The organism is Chitinophaga tropicalis (genome assembly GCF_009758205.1).
Lineage (GTDB): Bacteria > Bacteroidota > Bacteroidia > Chitinophagales > Chitinophagaceae > Chitinophaga > Chitinophaga tropicalis.
The window spans coordinates 113811-132164 of the sequence record NZ_WRXN01000015.1 but is presented as its reverse complement, the minus strand read 5'-3'; the positions used below and the strand labels follow the sequence as shown (position 1 = coordinate 132164).

Below are 18354 nucleotides of genomic sequence, written 5' to 3'. Positions count from 1 at the left end.
AAGATATGATCAAGGTAATAGTTGTTGAAGACCACCCTATTATGGTGGAAGGATTGAAAAATATACTGCTGAACGATGCAGGTATTGAAATGAAAGGAGATTATGGGAATGGAAAAAGTGTACTCCAGGCGTTGGAAAAAGAACAACCCGATGTAATACTCATGGATGTGAACCTGCCGGATATCAGTGGAGTGACGTTATGTATGGAGATTAAAAAGAAATATGAAGATATCAGGATCATAGGGCTCAGTATACATGATGAACAACCTGTTATTCATAGTATGTTGCAGAACGGTGCAAGCGGCTATGTGCTGAAGAATGCGTTGGGAACAGAGATTATCCGGGCTATTTATGCCATCATGGATGGAGAGGAATACCTTTGCAGTAACACCAAGGAAGCACTTAAAAATGCTGATGCAGAGTTGTTAAAAGCTATTCCCCGTATTACCAGGAGGGAAAAAGAGATCCTTCAGCTGATAGGGAAAGGATTAACTACTATGCAGATAGCAGATCAGCTTTTTATCAGTACGCATACAGTTGAAAGCCATCGGAAAAATCTTATGGAGAAGTTTGGGGTCAATAATACTACTACGGTAGTGAAGCTGGCTACTGAATATAAATTACTTTAAGTTCTGCAGGAGTCGCGTTCTCCGCGAACGCGATTCCTGTAAACAATAAAAATTATCTACCCTACTTCCTGTACCAGCTGCTGTAATTTTTCTACATCTGTAACAGCAATATTCTTTCCGTTAATAGTGATGATCTTATCCTGTGTCAATTCACTCATTACCCTGAAAGCAGTCTCATAAGTAGTACCAGTATAGGAAGCCAGGTCCTGCCTGCTTAAAGTCATGTTGATAGAACCATCTTCATGTATCCCGAATTTTTTCTGCAATGTCAGTAAAGCATTAGCTATACGTCCCTTCACCGGCATATGCACCAGGTTGCGCATATTCTTCTCAGATTCCTGCAGCTCGCTGGCATAGAACATCATTAAGGCATGCAGAAAGTCGTTGTTCACTTTTAAGGTGGCCCGGAAAAAATCCAGGTCTATATAACATAGTTCTACAGCTTCCAGCGCTGTGGCAGATACCGGGTATACCATTTCACTGCCTACCCCTCTGTGCCCTACTATATCCCCCTCTCTGGCAAAGCGCACGATCAGCTCTTTTTCATCGCCCCAGTGCTTATGTACCTTTACTTTACCCGAATTGATAAAATAAATACCCTGTACCGGGTCTCCTTCCTGGAAAAGGAGTTGTCCTTTCTTTAAAGAGAAATTCTGTTTGTTTGCTGCTATCGCAGGTTTCCATGCCGGCAAACATAAATTGCACAGCATACAGGTATGCAGATCGCATCCTAACTTACCTTTCTTCATTCCGGTTAATTAATTGCCGCACCGTACCTGTCATCTCCCTCAATCTCACTACTTCTCCCACTACAATTACCGCCGGGTTAGACATACCGGCATATTGCGCTTTAAATACTATATCCCTTACCGTGCCTGTTACTACTTTCTCCTTTTCCGTCGTAGCATCCTGGATAATAGCTACAGGCGTTTCACTTTTGCCATGCCCCGCAAATATATCCATAATTGCTTCCAGGCGGCTCATGGCCATCAATATTACTATTGTGGCAGTAGAGCGGGCCGCCAGGTCAATATCCGCTGATACTTCCCCCGTAAGGGTAGTACCCGTGGTTACCCAGAAGCTCTCCGTGGTCCCCCTGGATGTCAGTGGTATCATCTGTCCGGCAGGCGCTGCAAGCGAGCTGGAGATACCGGGTATTACCTGTACAGGGATGCCTGCCTCCCTGGCAGCCATAATCTCCTCTGTAGCCCGGCCAAATACAAATGGGTCCCCTCCTTTTAATCGCACCACATGACCATGCGAAATAGCATACTCTGCTATTAGCAGATTGATCTCCTGCTGTGACAGGGAATGACAACCATAACGTTTACCCACAAACCGGATCACAGCCCCCGGTTTGGCATAGGCCAGCAATGACTCATTCACCAGGGCATCATATAATATAACGTCAGCCTCACGGATAACATTAATCGCTTTTAAAGTGATCAGTTCAGGATCACCAGGGCCTGCTCCCACCAAAGATAAAAAAGCCATAAATAAGTATTATAAATAAAATTATATGATATAAATCAGTATAAACATTATAAAATTAGCACACTATTTTATAATTTCATGATGTAGATCATAAAAATATGGGAAATAAATGCTCATATTGCCTTAAAAAGTAAATATTAAAGGAAGTATATATCATATAGATTATATTTTAATACGTCAGACTGTTTTTCAACCAAGTATCAACTCAAATTCTGCCAGATGAAAATTGTTATAATAGGTAATGGCATGGTTAGCTACAAGTTTTGTGAGAAGATCATCTCCCGGCTAACCACAAACAAAGCTGAAATTGTTGTTTTTGGAGAGGAGCCACGGCCCGCATATGACCGCGTTCACCTGAGTGAGTTTTTTGCTGGCAAAACCGCAGAAGATCTGCTGATGGCCCCTGCAAGCTGGTATGTGGAAAATAACATCCGCCTCCACCTGGGCGATCCGGTTCAACAGATAGACCGGACAGCCAAAACAGTACATTCATATAAAGGTATTACCGAATCCTACGATTATCTCGTAATGGCTACGGGCTCTGCCGCATTTGTACCACCCATCCCCGGCGTAGACAAAAAAGGCGTCTTTATATACCGTACCATAGAAGACCTGGAACTGATGCGTGATTACGCCCCCCGCGCTAAAAAAGGCGTGGTGATAGGCGGTGGCCTCCTGGGCCTGGAAGCAGCCAAAGCACTCCTGGACCTGGGTATTGCAAACACCCATGTAATAGAATTTGCCCCCAGGCTCATGCCCCGGCAAATAGATGACAGCGGCTCCCGCGTACTGGAGAATAAACTTAGCCAGCTGGGTCTTCAGATACATACAAATAAAAATACATCTGCCATTCTCGGGGAAGATACCATCACCGGGTTACAATTTGCAGACGACAGCCACCTGGATGCAGATATGCTGGTTATTTCCGCCGGTATCAAACCAAGGGATGAGCTGGCTAAGCTCTGCGGACTGGAAACTGGTCACCGGGGCGGCATCGTTGTCAACGAACAACTGCAAACCACTGATCCCTTTATATATGCTATCGGCGAATGCGCCTTATATAATGGAATGATATACGGCCTGGTAGCTCCTGGCTATGAAATGGCGGAAGTAGTGGCATCCCATATAACCGGCACTCAAAAATCCTTTACCGGCTTTGATATGAGCACCAAACTGAAGCTGATAGGTGTTGATGTGGCCAGCTTCGGCGATCCGTTCGTATCTGCAGAGCACAGCCGCAGCGTAGTATTTGAAGATACCATGAAAGGTGTCTACAAACGTATCAGCATCACACCGGATGGTAAGCATCTGCTGGGCGGTATCCTGATCGGTGATGCAGACGCCTATAATATGCTCCTGCAAACAGCCAGGAACAAAGTGGTACTTCCTCCCAACCCGGAAGACGTGCTTCTCGGCGCCCGTGGCGGTAGCAGCGCTGATGCTGGTCCCGGAGTACTGGGCCTGCCCGACGAAGCTGTTATCTGTAGCTGCGAAAGTATAAGCAAGGGCGCTATCTGCGCTGCCGTAGAAGCAGGTAATGAGACCCTGGACGCAGTAAAGAAATGCACCAAAGCCGGCACCTGCTGCGGTGGCTGTGTACCTATGGTGAAAGACCTGATCACCGGCACCATGAAGGCGCAGGGTAAATATATCCGCAATGTGATCTGTGAGCACTTCGCTTACTCCAGGCAGGAACTGCTGGACCTGATCCATCTCAAACAGATCTATTCTTTTGATGAAGCACTGGACCATTACGGCCACGGCGACGGCTGCGAGGTATGCAAACCTGTAGTAGCTTCTATCCTGGCCAGCCTCTGGAACGATCTTATCCTCGATAAAGGGAACGACACTGTACAGGATTCCAATGACCGCTTTCTGGCCAATATCCAGAAAGGCGGTACCTACTCTGTAGTTCCCCGTATCCCCGGCGGAGAGATCACTCCGGCCAGACTGCTTGTCATTGCACAGGTAGCAATGAAATATAATCTCTACACCAAAATAACCGGCGGTCAGCGTATAGACCTGTTCGGTGCACACCTGAGCGATCTCCCGGATATCTGGGAGGAACTGATCGCTGCAGGCTTTGAAAGCGGTCACGCATACGGTAAAGCCCTCCGCACCGTGAAAAGCTGCGTAGGCTCTACCTGGTGCCGCTTTGGCCTGCATGACAGTGTCAGCTTTGCTATACAGATAGAAGAAAGGTATCGTGGTCTCCGCGCTCCGCACAAACTCAAATCTGCCGTATCCGGTTGTATCCGTGAATGTGCAGAAGCACAGTCTAAAGACTTCGGCATCATCGCTACAGAAAAAGGCTGGAATCTTTATGTATGCGGCAACGGCGGCTCCAAACCACAGCATGCCATACTGCTGGCGTCAGACCTGGACAGCGAAACCTGTATCCGCTACATTGACCGCTTCCTCATGTTCTATATCAAAACTGCTGACCCGCTGACCCGTACAGCCACCTGGCTCAACAAACTGGACGGCGGCATTACCTACCTACGTAATGTGGTAGTAAATGACAGCCTGGGTATAGTAGAAGATCTGGAAAAAGAAATGCAGGCACTTGTCGATAAATATAAATGCGAATGGAAAGAAGTAGTGGAAAGCCCTGAACTGCGTAAACGTTTCAATCACTTCGTAAACGCACCAGGTCACAAAGATCCTTCCATACAGTTTGAAACAATGCGCGAACAGAAGAAAGCAACCGACTGGAAATAATAAATCATCGTTAAAAACATATCCTTATGTCCACTACCATCGCTACAGAAAATGCCATCACCTGGTTCTATGCCTGCAATGTCCAGGACGTACCGGCCAACGGAGGAGTATGTGTCAAATACGGAGAAGAGCAGATCGCGCTTTTCCGCTTTGCCAGGAGGAACGAATGGTACGCCTCCCAGAACGAATGTCCTCACCGCCGTCAGATGGCCCTCAGCAGAGGCATGACCGGCACACAGGAAGGAGAACCTAAAATAGCTTGTCCCTTCCACAAAAAAACCTTTTCACTGAAAGACGGAAGATGTATCTCCGACCCGGCAGAATGTGCCATCACCACCTATCCTGTCAGGATAGAGAACGATCGGGTCTACATCGGTGTTGACGGTGCTTCGGAATGCTGAGCTCACACGTATCTTAACGGGAAAGATACCTACAACAGTGAACAACTTCAGGGAATAGCGGGCATTTCGTATTCACTTTCTTCACAACAACCTGGATTCATGAAACAATTACTTTCCGGAACAGCGTGCGCTATCCTCTTCTGCTGCATTTTTATCGGATCAGCACACGCACAGCTGACCATTGGGGCACAATTAAGAACACGCACAGAACTGCGCGACGGGCAATCTGCCCCGTTGCCAAAGGGATCTTCTCCCGCGCTCTTTACATCCCAGCGTACCCGCCTCTTCGCTGGCTTCAGCGGATACCGCTTTAAACTGGGCTTCACTGTACAGGACGTTCGTGTATGGGGACAGGACGTATCTACGATCAACCGCACCACTACACAAGACAACAATGGATTATTGGTTCATGAAGCATGGGCAGAGATCATGCTGCTTGACACTACTGTAAAGAACAAAAACCTTTCACTTAAAATAGGCAGACAGGAATTACTGTATGATGACAGCCGCCTGCTGGGTAACCTTGACTGGCTTCAGCAAGGCCGCCGGCACGATGCGGCCGTACTGAAGTATGAAAGTGGCCCGTATATGCTGCATCTGGGGGCCGCCTTTAACCAGAATAAAGAAAACGCCGCCGGTACAACCTACAATCCTACTCCTCCCGGCAACTATACCAGCACCACCAACGGCGGCAGCATGTACAAAAGCCTGGAGTACCTTTATGCCGGAAAGAAATTAAACGGCAACAAAGGCAGTATCTCTTTCCTCTTCCTCAGCGATCAGTTCTCCCGCTTTCACCTGGACAGCGCCAGTGTTAAGATATGGGATCAGGGAGTTAACACCCGCATGACCACAGGGCTTTATTTCACAGAACAGTTTAACAGGCTCTCTGTAACAGCCTCCGGTTATTACCAGTTCGGTAAGAATGCAAGCGCACAGAAACTGAGCGCGGGTCTATTATCTGCCTCTTTTCAATACGCACTTACTCAGCAATTCAGCGCAGGACTTGGAGCGGACTTTACTTCCGGCAACTCTGTGAACAGCACAAAAAGCCACGCCTTTGATCCGCTCTACGGCACACCTCATAAATTCTGGGGATATATGGACTACTTCTATGTAGCCAGTGGTTTCGGCAATCGCGGCCTGCAGGACTACTACCTGAAAACAAAATATAAACCCAACCAGAAATTCCAGCTTACAGCAGATGTACATGAATTCTTCAGCGCCTCTACAGTGCCTGACAACAGCACCACACCAGCTGGCTCACTAAGCAAACGGTTTGGTACAGAAGCTGACCTGGTAGCCTCCTATTCCCTTACCAAAGTCATTTCCTTCGAAGCCGGCTACAGCCACTTCTGGAATACTTCATCTCTTACGTCCGCTGCCGTTAAGAACATAGCCAACGCTCAGAGTAATAGTAACTGGGCATATCTCATGATCAGCATAAGACCGGAAATGCTGTTGAAGTAAAAATTATCAATCCAAAATCAAAAAGAAATTTATGAATTCAACACAACCGCTCACTAAACTTCCCCTCTTCACCATCAACACGGTGCAGATGCGTACGTTTCACACCACCTGGCTGATGTTCTTTGTTTGTTTCTTCGGCTGGTTCGGCCTTGCTCCGCTGATGCCAACTATCCGTGAGGACCTGGGACTGACAAAGCCCCAGATCGGTAACATTATTATTGCATCCGTTTCCGGTACCATCATCGCACGTCTTATTATAGGCCGTCTCTGCGATACATGGGGGCCCCGTAAAACAGCCATAAGATTACTGATAGCAGGCTCCCTGCCCGTTTTCCTTGTAGGGCTGGCAAGCAACTATACAACGTTCCTGTTGTTCCGCCTTGCTATCAGCGTTATAGGCGCTTCTTTCGTAATTACACAGTTCCATACTTCCATGATGTTTGCTCCCAATATCAAAGGCACGGCAAATGCCGTTACCGGCGGATGGGGCAACCTGGGTGGAGGTGTTACCAACATGGTAATGCCGCTCATCTTTGCTGCCATTGTAGGCGCAGGCTTCACCAAACATGAAGCATGGCGCTATGCCATGATACTGCCTGGTGTTATGATGCTTATAGTAGCATGGCTGTATTACCGTTTTACAAAAGATACTCCTGCAGGTAACTATGATGAGATTGAACGCAGCAGCAGCAAGAGCAAAACAGACTGGTCTGTCCTGGCTGACTGGCGCATCTGGGCGCTTACCCTGGCTTATGGTATGTGCTTCGGTATGGAGATCACTTTCGACAACGTAGCTGCCCTTCACTTCGTTGATACTTTCCATCTATCCCAGAGCAACGCAGGTTTCTGGGCAGGTGTTTTCGGCTTCATGAACATCTTTGCCAGGGCCATGGGCGGTATCGTATCAGATAAGGTTGGCGGAAAATTCGGTATGAAAGGTAAAGGTATCTTACTGGCTATCGTATTGCTGCTGGAAGGCATAGGATTATTGCTCTTTGCGCAGGCTGGTTCTCTTGCACTGGCTATTGTAAGCATGCTCTCCTTCGCTTTATTCCTGAAAATGGCCAATGGCGCCACTTACGGCATTGTTCCTTTCGTAAATGAAAAGAATGTAGGACTGGTAAGTGGTATAGTTGGTGCAGGCGGTAACCTTGGCGGTATGATGTTCGGCTTCCTCTTCAAATCAGAATCTATTACCTACGTGCAGGCATTCAGCTACATAGGCTGTATCGTTATCGCGGTATCGTGTATAGTACTGATCACAAGATTCAATAAAAAACCGGCTGACGAGCAGGATGCTATATCCGGCGAAGTAGCCTTTGCAGAATAAAGACCATGTCAACTCATCAACATAGTAAACTCCCTGCCGGAAGTTATCGTTCCACCTGCTGTTATTGTGGTGTTGGCTGCGGCATAATAGTGAACAGGGACAGGCAGGGAAACATCAGTGTGGAAGGCGATAAAGACCATCCCGTAAACAGAGGCATGCTCTGCTCTAAAGGCATGAACCTGCACTATACGGTTATGGACACTTCAGACAGGTTGCTCTACCCTGAAATGCGCTATCACCGACATATGCCCAGGCAGCGTGTTTCATGGGACCAGGCGCTTGACCGCGCAGCAGCAGCCTTCCGCCAGATCATTGAAAAGTATGGGCCGGAATCAGTAGCCTTCTATGCTTCCGGTCAATGCCTGACAGAAGAATACTATGTGGTGAATAAACTCATCAAAGGGTTTATTGGCAGCAATAATATAGATACCAACTCCCGCCTCTGTATGAGCAGCGCCGTAGCTGCCTACAAGCTGGCCCTGGGAGAAGACAGCGTGCCCGGCAACTATGATGATATTGAACTGACAGATTGCATCTTCGTTGCCGGCGCCAACCCTGCCTGGTGCCATCCCATTCTCTGGCGCAGGGTGGAAGCTGCTAAAAAAGCAAACCCTTCCCTGAAGATCATTGTCAGCGATCCCCGTGTTACACAAAGCTGCGCGCTGGCAGACCTGCACCTGCAGGTGATGCCGGGAACAGATATTGTGCTGCATCATGCTATTGGCAGACTGCTGATAGAACAGGGACATACTGACCATACATTCATTCAGCAACATACAGAAGGGTTTGAGCGCTACAGGGAAACCGTAATGCAGCGCAGCATTGCCAGTGCCGCCGCTATCTGCGATATACCTGAATCTTCTATCCGTGAAGCTGCCGCTCTCATCGGAAAATCCAGGAGATTCATGACCCTGTGGACCATGGGACTGAACCAGAGTGTGGTAGGTGTTAATAAAAATCTCAGCCTTATTAACCTTCACCTTATCACTGGCCATATAGGTAAACCGGGCAGCGGGCCTTTCTCGCTCACCGGTCAGCCAAACGCAATGGGCGGAAGGGAAGTGGGCGGTTTGGCCAACCTCCTTCCAGCTCACCGCGTACTCGACAATCCTGCACACCGCAAAGAAGTACAGGAGTTCTGGGGCGGTGTTCCCCTCTCAGAAAAACCAGGGCTTACAGCCACAGAAATGTTTGAAGCCCTGGAAGACGGCAGACTGAAAGCCATCTGGATCATGTGCACCAATCCCCTTGTGAGCCTGCCCGATGCCCGCAAAGCTGAAGCTGCACTTGCAAAGGCCAAACTGGTAATAGTACAGGAAATCTCTTCCAAACCTGAAACACTGCGCTATGCAGATATTATCCTGCCTGCGGCCGCATGGACAGAGAAGGAAGGCACTATGACCAATGCAGAAAGACGTATCACTCATCTGCAAAAAGTTAACGACGCTCCCGGAGAAGCACTGCCTGATGCAGAGATCATCTGCCGCTTTGCAAAGAAGATGGGCTTTCACGGGTTTGACTATAACACACCGGCAGAGATCTATGAAGAGCATTGCCGCCTCACCACAGGTACGCGCATAGATATCAGCGGACTGGATTATAACATATTGCAGCAAAAACGTTCCGTGCAATGGCCCTTCCCTGAAGGCACTGAGAATGCCGGCACGCCACGGCTCTTTACAGATCACCGGTTCTATACACCTTCTGCCAAAGCCATCATACATTCATTTGAAGATGGTAATAAATCAGTTCCACCAGATCCTTTACACCCGCTTATTCTCACCACCGGCCGCATACGCGATCAGTGGCATACTATGAGCAAAACAGGTAAGGTCAGTAAACTGAAACAGCATATCCCCGCTCCCCTGCTGGAAATACATCCGCTGGACGCCGCCGCAAGAGGCATCCGCGCTGACGATATCGTAGAGATCTTCAATGGTAACGGACAGGTAAGGGTAAAGGCACAGCTCAGCACCAGCATTAAAAAAGGTGTGGTATTCCTGCCTATGCACTGGGGAAAAATACTCAACAACGATCTGAACAGGGCTAACAACCTGACACATACACTGGTAGATAAGATCTCCAAACAACCTGACCTGAAGTTTGCCGCCGTTGAGGTACAGCCTTACAGGAAACAGGTACAACGGATCATTATCATAGGCGCCGGCGCTGGCGCCTGCGGCTTTGTAAAGTCATACCGCTCACTGAATACAACAGACAGTATCACCGTATTCAGCAAAGAAGACCAGCCATTCTATAACCGTGTGATGCTGCCTGATTATATCAGCGGTGCACAGCAATGGCAACAGCTGGTCAAAATGTCTGATGAAGAAGAAAGATCACTGAACATCGACCTGCACAGGGGTGTCAGTATCGTGGATATAGATAAACAGAACAAAACCGTTACCGACAGTAAAGGACAGGTACACACCTACGATGTGCTCCTGCTGGCAATGGGTAGCCGCGCTGCCACACTGAAAGACACTCCCCCGCTGAAAGGGATCTTCACTATGCGCAGCCGCTTTGACGCAGACTCCTTTGCAAAACATATCCAACCCTCCGAAGGAAAAGTGATGATTGCCGGTGGTGGATTACTGGGTATTGAACTGGCTGCTTCACTAAGAGAAATAGGTATAGACGTTGCCGTTATACAGCGTACGTCAAGACTGATGGACCGGCAGCTGGATGCCCTGGGCAGCCAGCTGCTGTTTGAAGAGCTGACAGACAGGGGTATAGAGGTTATCTTCAACGATGAAATAGAACGCTTTACCGGCCTGAAGAAAGTAGACGGTATCCGCCTTAAGAGCGGCCGCCATGTAAGTTGTCAGGCAGTAGTGCTTTCCATAGGTACTGTTCCCAATATAGAACTTGCGAGGGCTATACAGCTGAACTGTCAGCGTGGCGTAGAGGTCAATGAATACCTGCAGACCAGCGATCCCGATATCTATGCCATTGGTGAAATAGCAGAGTTCAACGGCACGCTTTATGGCATTACCGCAGCCGCAGAACAACAGGCCTCTGTAGTGGCCCGCTACCTGGCAGGAGACCTTACAGGATATTACCAGGGTTCTCTCTTCATGAACATCCTGAAGATGCATGGTACAGATATCTGTTCACTGGGACTTACAGAAACCCCGGCAGATCCTGCTTATGAAGAAGTAGTATTCATTGATAAAGCTAAGCGTTACTATAAGAAATGTATTATTCATAATGACCGCCTCGTGGGAGCTATCCTTATCGGTGATAAATCAGAATTCCTTGAATTCAGGGACCTTATTGCCAACAGGATAGAACTTTCAGATAAGAGATTGCAGCTGCTGCGCTCCGGCAAAAAGGCCACACCTGTTATCGGGAAACTGGTATGCAGCTGTGGCAATGTAGGAGAAGGCAACATCTGCGGAAAGATAAATGAAGGCATTCAGCAATTGGATAGCCTTTGCCAGGCTACAGGCGCGGGATTGGGCTGCGGAAGCTGCAAATCCGAGATCAAAGCTATACTGGAAAGGGAAACAGAAAAAGAGAAAGAAGAAGCGGGGCTTGTATTGCAAGCGGTATAATCATGGTAAAACAAACACAGACAATCAATATCAACTTTACCGGCGGGATCATCTCTCCCGGTTACCTGCTATCCGTACTCGAGATAGCAGCAGCAGCCAGGGTTACCGAAGTACGGTTCAGCCTGCGTCAGCAGTTGCTGCTGGAAGTACCGGTAAAATATCTTGACGAGTTCGAAGAAAGCTGCGCACTGCGTAAGATAGTTTGCCATCCGTACGGAGCCGTGCCTAACATCACAAGCTCTTATCCGGGCGCCGGTATCTTCATTACAGACAGCTGGCTGAGTGAAGGTATTTACAAGGATGTGTTTGACATGTTTGACTACATGCCCGCCCTGAAGATCAATATCTGCGATAGCAGACAAACCTTCACGCCCTTCTTTTCAGGACACATTAACTGGATAGCAGCCGGTCCCGCGCATTACTGGCACCTTTTTATCCGCTTCCCGAAAAGCAGCCGCCTCTTTGCATGGCCATCGCTCGTATACACGAACAATATTGGTCAGCTGAGCTATTGTATTGAATCTATACTGGCGGCAAATGAAAACATCAGCAATGAAAACCTGTATGCACTGGTAAAGGAAAAACTGGACTATGCCGACAGTAACCTGTCGTCAGAACTGGAGCTCCCTCCTTTCCACCTGCCTTACTATGAAGGTTTCAATAAGGACAATAACTCATGGTGGTTGGGAATATACCGAAGGGATGAAGGATTTCCCGTTCCTTTCCTCATCAATCTCTGTACTATCTGCCTGGAAACAAAGACCGGGCAACTGTATGTCACCTCCTGGAAATCGCTGATCATAAGGCATATAGCGCCCGCTCACAGGAAACTGTGGGACTACCTGCTGGGCAAGTACGGTATCAATGTACGCCATGCCGCCAACGAGCTGAACTGGCTGGTGGAAGATAATAATGAAGACGGCCTTGTTATCAAGCGGCATATCATCCGCCACTTTGATAGCGCAGACGTACGTACCTACGGTTTATGCTTTGGGGTCAGGATGAACCCGGGCAGTAATCACTTCGGCTCTATCGTGATCAGCAAACAGGAGAGCAAGAATAAAAGCCGCCTGAAGGGCTTGCAACGGTATGATATACTTTATACGGCCGATTTTAATCCTAACTCAGGTAACCTGGTGCCATACCGTACAGGAGTGGCCAAAGAACACCTGGGGCCTTACATTACTTCCCTTTGCCGCCATTTCTATGAGAGCAATGCTACTACAGATCCGCTGCTGCACTATGTAGCAGGGAAACAGGCAGTTACAGGCGCAGCTCCTACGGGCAGGCAGATACACCAATGCCCGCATTGCTTTACTGTATATGATGAAGCCACCGGCGATCCTGAGCAGGATGTTTCTGCCGGAACACCGTTCTCAGAGCTGCCTTCCGGCTACTCCTGCTCCCTTTGCGGAGCCCCGGGCGCTGATTTCATTATCACCAATACAGCTTCCCTTGGCTGGCTCGCGGACGCACAGGATTAACAATACATTTGCATTTTTCGAATATGCCCTCTGGCGCTATCTTGCACCGGAAAATGCAATTATTTTATCATAAAAAGAGCTTAAACAACTACTAAAACGTTATACAGCTATCGTATTTAGTATTATTTTTGCGGTGCAAATCGCGTAAAAAGAAAAATATGTCTCCTAAATCGGCGCCTGACATCGTTCTTATCGGTGCGGGCATAATGAGTGCAACGCTAGGCGTACTGTTGAAAGAATTACAACCGGAACTGACCATTGAGATATTCGAAAGGCTGGATGTCATAGCAGGTGAAAGTTCGGATGCATGGAACAACGCAGGAACAGGACATTCCGCTTTCTGCGAACTGAACTACACTCCTGAGAAGAATGGAAAGATCGAGACTGGTAAAGCTATCAAGATCGCAGAGTCCTTTGAAGTTTCCAAACAATTCTGGTCTTATCTTGTACAGGAAGGTTGCATTAAATCGCCGGAAGAATTTGTACAAAGCGTTCCTCACATGAGCTTTGTATGGGGAGAAGAAAACGTAGAGTATCTTAAAAAACGTCAGCAGGCGCTGGAAGGTAATAACCTCTTCAAAGGAATGGAATATTCCGAAGATCCCGCAACCATCAGTGAATGGATTCCCCTGGTGATGGAAGGACGCGATCCATCAGAGAAAGTAGCTGCTACCCGTATGGAAGGCGGTACTGATATCAACTTCGGTGCACTCACCCGCTCACTCATCTCCTATCTGCAGGAACAAAACGGTGTTCATCTACATCTTAACCATGAAGTACGCGATATAGAAAAGGAAGAAGACGGCAGATGGTACCTTAAAGTGAAAGACCTCGCTACCGGTAAAAGGAGAAAATTACATACAAAATTTGTTTTCATAGGCGCCGGCGGTGGTTCTCTCCCCTTGCTGGCAAAGTCTGATATCGAAGAAGGTAAAGGTTTTGGCGGTTTCCCTGTAAGCGGGCAATGGCTGATCTGCAAAAATCCTGAGATCATTGAAAGACATGCCGCAAAAGTATATGGTAAAGCTTCAGTAGGCGCTCCGCCCATGTCTGTGCCTCACCTGGATACCCGTGTGATTGACGGTAAGAAGGCCCTTCTCTTTGGTCCATATGCAGGTTTCTCTACCAAGTTCCTGAAAAATGGCTCCTGGCTGGACCTTCCAAGATCTATCAAATTCGATAATATCAAGCCTATGATCAAAGCAGGCCTGGATAATCTTCCACTTACCAAATACCTGATAGACCAGGTAAGACAATCTCCTGAAGAAAGACTGGAAGCATTACAGGCCTTCCTGCCTACTGCAAAAATGGAAGACTGGGAACTGGAGATCGCCGGTCAGCGCGTACAGGTCATCAAGAAAGATCCGGAACATGGCGGTATCCTGGAATTTGGTACTGAAGTGGTAAGTTCTGCAGATGGTTCTATTGCTGCCCTCCTGGGCGCATCTCCCGGTGCTTCCACAGCGGTGTCTATTATGCTGGAATTACTGGAACGGTGTTTTAAATCCAGGTTGCAGACCCAGGAATGGAAAGATAAACTGGAACAGATGATCCCATCTTATGGACAAACGCTTGCTAATAATCCAACGTTGCTGGAACAGGTGAGAGAATGGTCTAATGTAGTGCTGGAGTTAAGGCATAACGAGAAAGTATAGGAACGTTTAAGATATTTTCTTTTAACGCTTTTGCCTTCGGCAAAAGCGTTTTCTTTTTAAATAGAATAGGGGATATGGATATATCCCCTTTTGTTTTAACCTTATCTTATTGTTTCTAAGAGACGAAATTCGTGGGTAAACCATCACAGTTTACCAGGTATCTTCACCATCACCACCACATTCTTCTCAGGCTCAGCCAACACCTCAAATGTGCCATCATGCAGAGAAGCCAGGTACGACATCAGGTAACATATGGGCTGGTGAAGAAGATCATGTTCCCCCTTATTGGAAGAAGGAAAAATATAGTTGGCATAAAACGTTCCCCTTACCAGGAAATGTCCATCTTCAAAACTAAATACTAATTTAGGCTTGGTATGGGTTGTCGAATGCCGGTTCATCCAAAAGTACAGGTTCAGAATCAGCTGCCGGAGCACAGGTTCATCTACATAAGCATCGGCTGCTACTTTGCCTGCCGGTAATTCTGATACAGGCATCAGCAGGCTGGTATAAGGTTCTTCACGTATAAGTTGTCCTAAGAAAAACTGAAGGTTTACTGCCTTCTTTTTTGGCTTGTAAGACTTACTTAATATCTGCTGTATGATCCGTATATTCTGAAGCTGAAAATCCAGCTCTATTACCTGCGATTTTATCGCCTCTGCCTGGCGTGTGATCTTCCCCCCCATTGCCTTTCCATCATATAACACTATAAGTTCTACGCTGGACAGGATACTTGCTATAATAGATTTCAACTCATGAAAAATGTCCTCTATCAGCCGGTTGTCGTCAAGGAAATTATGTGCAGACACAGAAGTTTTCATTAAACGATGTTTACAGGCTCCCCTGAAGTTGACTCCGGTTTCTCCTGACTACCGGAGTGTAAAAATAACACTTAAGCTGCTTTCTTTTCTATCAATATTCTTACTAATATCAGTAAAATATGCTATAAGGAATGTTAAAATGCATTCTTATCTCCCTTAATCGTGTTAAACACAGTAAGAAAAATAATGCGCAGATCAAGAGATACAGACCAGTTTTCCATATACCATATGTCATGCTCTATACGTTTGCGCAGATGCAGTTCGTCCGTGATCTCGCCACGATAGCCATTTACCTGCGCCCAGCCTGTAATGCCAGGTTTCAGGAAGTGACGTATCATATATTTCTGAATAATAGCAGAATATTCTTCCGTGTGTTTCAGCATGTGCGGACGCGGACCAACAATTGACATATCACCCAAAAGCACATTCAGAAACTGCGGCATTTCATCAAGATTCGTCTTACGCAAGATACGTCCTATACGTGTAAAGCGACGGTCATTTCTTGTTGCCTGCTTCGAGTTGGCATCATTGTTCACATACATACTTCTGAACTTAAGACACCTGAATGTTTTATTGTTACGGCCGGTACGGTGTTGCACAAAGAAAATCGGCCCCCTGGATTCCAGCCTTACCAGCAATGCCAGCAAAGGTATCAGCCAGCTCAGTATAAAGATCGTTACACCTGCGCTGAACAGCAGGTCAAACATGCGTTTCCTGATCCTGTTGGCAATATCGTCCAGTGGCTCCGAACGCAGCGAAATGATAGGAATATTATCCAGGTAATCTACATAGATCTGGCGGTTCACAAACATCCTGAAATCCGGTACAAAACGGAAACGGATAAAGTGCTTCTCGGCCTCATGCGCCAGCGTGTACAGGTAAGGAAACTGCTCAGGAGATAATGTTGAATAGATCTCCTTGATGTTGTTTGATTGTGCATAAGGAATACAATCCTGCAGACTACCTATCACAGGATAGTAAGAAAGCTCATGCACATTGCTGGATTCCTCAAAATAACCTTCAAAACGAAGATTGCTTTTACGGCTCTGCAGGTTGTCTACCAGCTGCTTGGAAAGGTCGTTATAGCCTACTATCACAACCTTGCGCTCTATTTCTTTTCTGTGCAGGATGTAATTGGTAAGCATATAGAAGAACAACCTGTCCATCAGCACCACTATCACAAACAATATGCAATAAGAAGCAATAAAAATACGGTTATATGCTTCCTTGGTAAGGAAAACGAAGATCAGCATCAGCAGTATGTAAAGCATAAGGCTCTGCATCAGCTTTTTCACAATCCTTTCTACAGACATCTGCTGGCTCATAAAATAGATACCGGTTGTGTACAGGGCAACTATCCATGACAGGTTGGAAGCCATCAGGAAGGTATCTTTGTTTACGTCAACAGGTATACCGTTCTGCTGTGTCCAGTAGTGAGTCAAAAAGAAAAATGCGTTCAGGCAGACAAAATCCAGTACCAGGATCTGGATGCTGCATATTTTAAGATATCTGTCCAACATAGTTGACAAGGTTGAAATACGTTAACTAACTACCACTGCTTCTTCAAAGCGTGACATGATCTTCCCTACAGCCAGGTGGGTTTCAGCATAAGAGCGGCCATTCATGGCAATATCTGATACATTGTCCTGTACTGCCCTGACAATTCCTTCTGTCAGTGCCTGCTGGTCTTCTGCATTAACCAGTATGCCCATGTTATACCTGCTTACCAGGTCATGCAGACTGGTGCCGTTGTTTGCAGTGATCAGCGCCAGACCGCCAACAGCCAGTATAGTTGTCAGCTTGGAAGGCATCACCAGGTCGCTTGCATTGGCTTTCTGTATCACCAGATGCACATCCGCCATATTCAGGAACTGGTTAAAACGTTCAAATGGCTGCAGAGGAAAGAAGATCACATTTTCCAGGTCCATAGATTCTGCCATTGCTTTCAGCTTTTCCTTATAAGGCCCTGAACCGCAGATCAGGAACTTCAGGTGCTTATCTGCACGCAATGTATCTGCTGTATGCAGGATAGCTTCCAGCCCCTGCTTTTCGCCGATAGCACCGGAATAAAGAATGATCTTATCTGTTGCGGCAAACCCATATCCTGTCTTCAATGCAGCCTTTCCTTCCAGTGGATGGAACAAAGTCACATCAACCCAGTTAGGGAAGAAAAAGATATCCTTTCCGGCTTTCTCTCCTATCTTACGCATCATACCATCAGAAATACTGCTCACTACATCCGCCTGTCTGAAGATGTAACGCTCCAGCTTAAACAGCATTTTTATCAGCCGCGGAGATTTGATCATATTCAGATCTCTTGCTGCTTCTATCTGCATGTCCTGGATATGGTAAAGGAATCTGGCTCCTTTGAATTTCTTGTACAGTACTGCCAGTAATCCCAGGTGGAAAGGCGGCACCACGGCAACTACCACATCAAATTTCTTACGGGGTAATAACTGTATAACTTTGAAGAAAGCAGACGTAAAAAATGAAAAGTCCAGTATGATACGTTTCATCCCCGAAGGCTTGCCTGGCACATACTGCGGGCAACGGTAAACTGTTATCTTCCCTCCCTGTGCATTGCTTTCCGTCACTTCTTTCTTATACCAGTTCTTATGCTTATCATATGGCGGCTGTACCTTCCATTCGGGGTAATAAGGATAGCTGGTAATAACTGTGCAATCATAACCTTGTGCTGCCAGCCATTTGATCATTTCACCGTTGTACTTGCCTATACCTGTTGGTTCCGGAGAAAAATTACCTCCTATCAGTAATACTCGCTTCGACATAAGGGT

At 47.0% G+C, this 18354-nt stretch carries 13 protein-coding genes; 8 read left to right on the top strand and 5 right to left on the bottom strand.

The window, feature by feature from the left end; translation table 11 throughout:
* Positions 1 to 5 precede the first annotated feature (5 nt).
* Entirely contained in the window at positions 6 to 629 is a 624-nt protein-coding gene (locus GO493_RS25990) for a response regulator transcription factor (RefSeq protein WP_157309159.1), read from the top strand.
* 56 nt (positions 630 to 685) lie between these two features.
* Here GO493_RS25990 and GO493_RS25985 read toward each other — a convergent pair whose 3' ends face one another.
* Together GO493_RS25985 and cobA are read right to left on the bottom strand one after the other, a co-directional pair.
* Entirely contained in the window at positions 686 to 1378 is a 693-nt protein-coding gene (locus tag GO493_RS25985; RefSeq protein WP_157309158.1) for a Crp/Fnr family transcriptional regulator, read from the bottom strand.
* Complete coding sequence (cobA, locus tag GO493_RS25980; protein ID WP_157309157.1) at positions 1365 to 2123, bottom strand: uroporphyrinogen-III C-methyltransferase; 759 nt, start codon at positions 2121 to 2123, stop codon at positions 1365 to 1367. Before cobA ends, GO493_RS25985 begins: the two co-directional genes overlap by 14 nt.
* A 219-nt stretch (positions 2124 to 2342) precedes the next feature.
* Between cobA and nirB the strand changes: the two genes are divergently transcribed.
* The 7 genes from nirB (at position 2343) to GO493_RS25945 (ending at position 14741) form a co-directional block, all read left to right on the top strand.
* Positions 2343 to 4844, top strand: a complete 2502-nt coding sequence (nirB, locus tag GO493_RS25975) for a nitrite reductase large subunit NirB (protein WP_157309156.1) — start codon at positions 2343 to 2345, stop codon at positions 4842 to 4844.
* A 26-nt stretch (positions 4845 to 4870) separates the two neighbouring features.
* Complete coding sequence (nirD, locus tag GO493_RS25970; protein ID WP_157309155.1) at positions 4871 to 5245, top strand: nitrite reductase small subunit NirD; 375 nt, start codon at positions 4871 to 4873, stop codon at positions 5243 to 5245.
* A gap of 99 nt (positions 5246 to 5344) precedes the next feature.
* The gene (locus tag GO493_RS25965) at positions 5345 to 6715 is read left to right on the top strand and encodes an alginate export family protein (RefSeq protein ID WP_157309154.1); all 1371 of its coding nucleotides are present in this window, start codon (positions 5345 to 5347) and stop codon (positions 6713 to 6715) included.
* A gap of 31 nt (positions 6716 to 6746) precedes the next feature.
* Positions 6747 to 8045: a NarK family nitrate/nitrite MFS transporter gene (locus GO493_RS25960; RefSeq protein ID WP_157309153.1), complete on the top strand. Its 1299-nt coding sequence runs from the start codon at positions 6747 to 6749 to the stop codon at positions 8043 to 8045.
* 5 nt (positions 8046 to 8050) lie between these two features.
* Positions 8051 to 11602, top strand: coding sequence for a nitrate reductase (locus GO493_RS25955; protein WP_157309152.1), 3552 nt, complete (start codon positions 8051 to 8053; stop codon positions 11600 to 11602).
* Between the two features lie 2 nt (positions 11603 to 11604).
* Positions 11605 to 13086: a rubredoxin gene (locus GO493_RS25950; protein ID WP_157309151.1), complete on the top strand. Its 1482-nt coding sequence runs from the start codon at positions 11605 to 11607 to the stop codon at positions 13084 to 13086.
* Positions 13087 to 13214: 128 nt separating this feature from the next.
* Positions 13215 to 14741 (top strand): malate:quinone oxidoreductase, encoded by a 1527-nt coding sequence (locus tag GO493_RS25945; protein ID WP_262885986.1) that lies wholly within the window; start codon positions 13215 to 13217, stop codon positions 14739 to 14741.
* Between the two features lie 143 nt (positions 14742 to 14884).
* Here the strand turns inward: GO493_RS25945 and GO493_RS25940 are convergent, their stop codons facing one another.
* The 3 genes from GO493_RS25940 to GO493_RS25930 all read right to left on the bottom strand — a co-directional run bounded on the left by GO493_RS25940 (position 14885) and on the right by GO493_RS25930 (position 18348).
* Positions 14885 to 15559 carry a histidine kinase gene (locus tag GO493_RS25940; protein ID WP_157309149.1) on the bottom strand — a complete coding sequence of 225 codons (675 nt, stop codon included), beginning with the start codon at positions 15557 to 15559 and terminating at the stop codon, positions 14885 to 14887.
* Between the two features lie 134 nt (positions 15560 to 15693).
* The gene (locus tag GO493_RS25935; RefSeq protein WP_157309148.1) at positions 15694 to 17079 is read right to left on the bottom strand and encodes an undecaprenyl-phosphate glucose phosphotransferase; all 1386 of its coding nucleotides are present in this window, start codon (positions 17077 to 17079) and stop codon (positions 15694 to 15696) included.
* A 21-nt stretch (positions 17080 to 17100) separates the two neighbouring features.
* Positions 17101 to 18348, bottom strand: a complete 1248-nt coding sequence (locus tag GO493_RS25930; RefSeq protein WP_157309147.1) for a WcaI family glycosyltransferase — start codon at positions 18346 to 18348, stop codon at positions 17101 to 17103.
* Between the last annotated feature and the right edge of the window lie 6 nt (positions 18349 to 18354).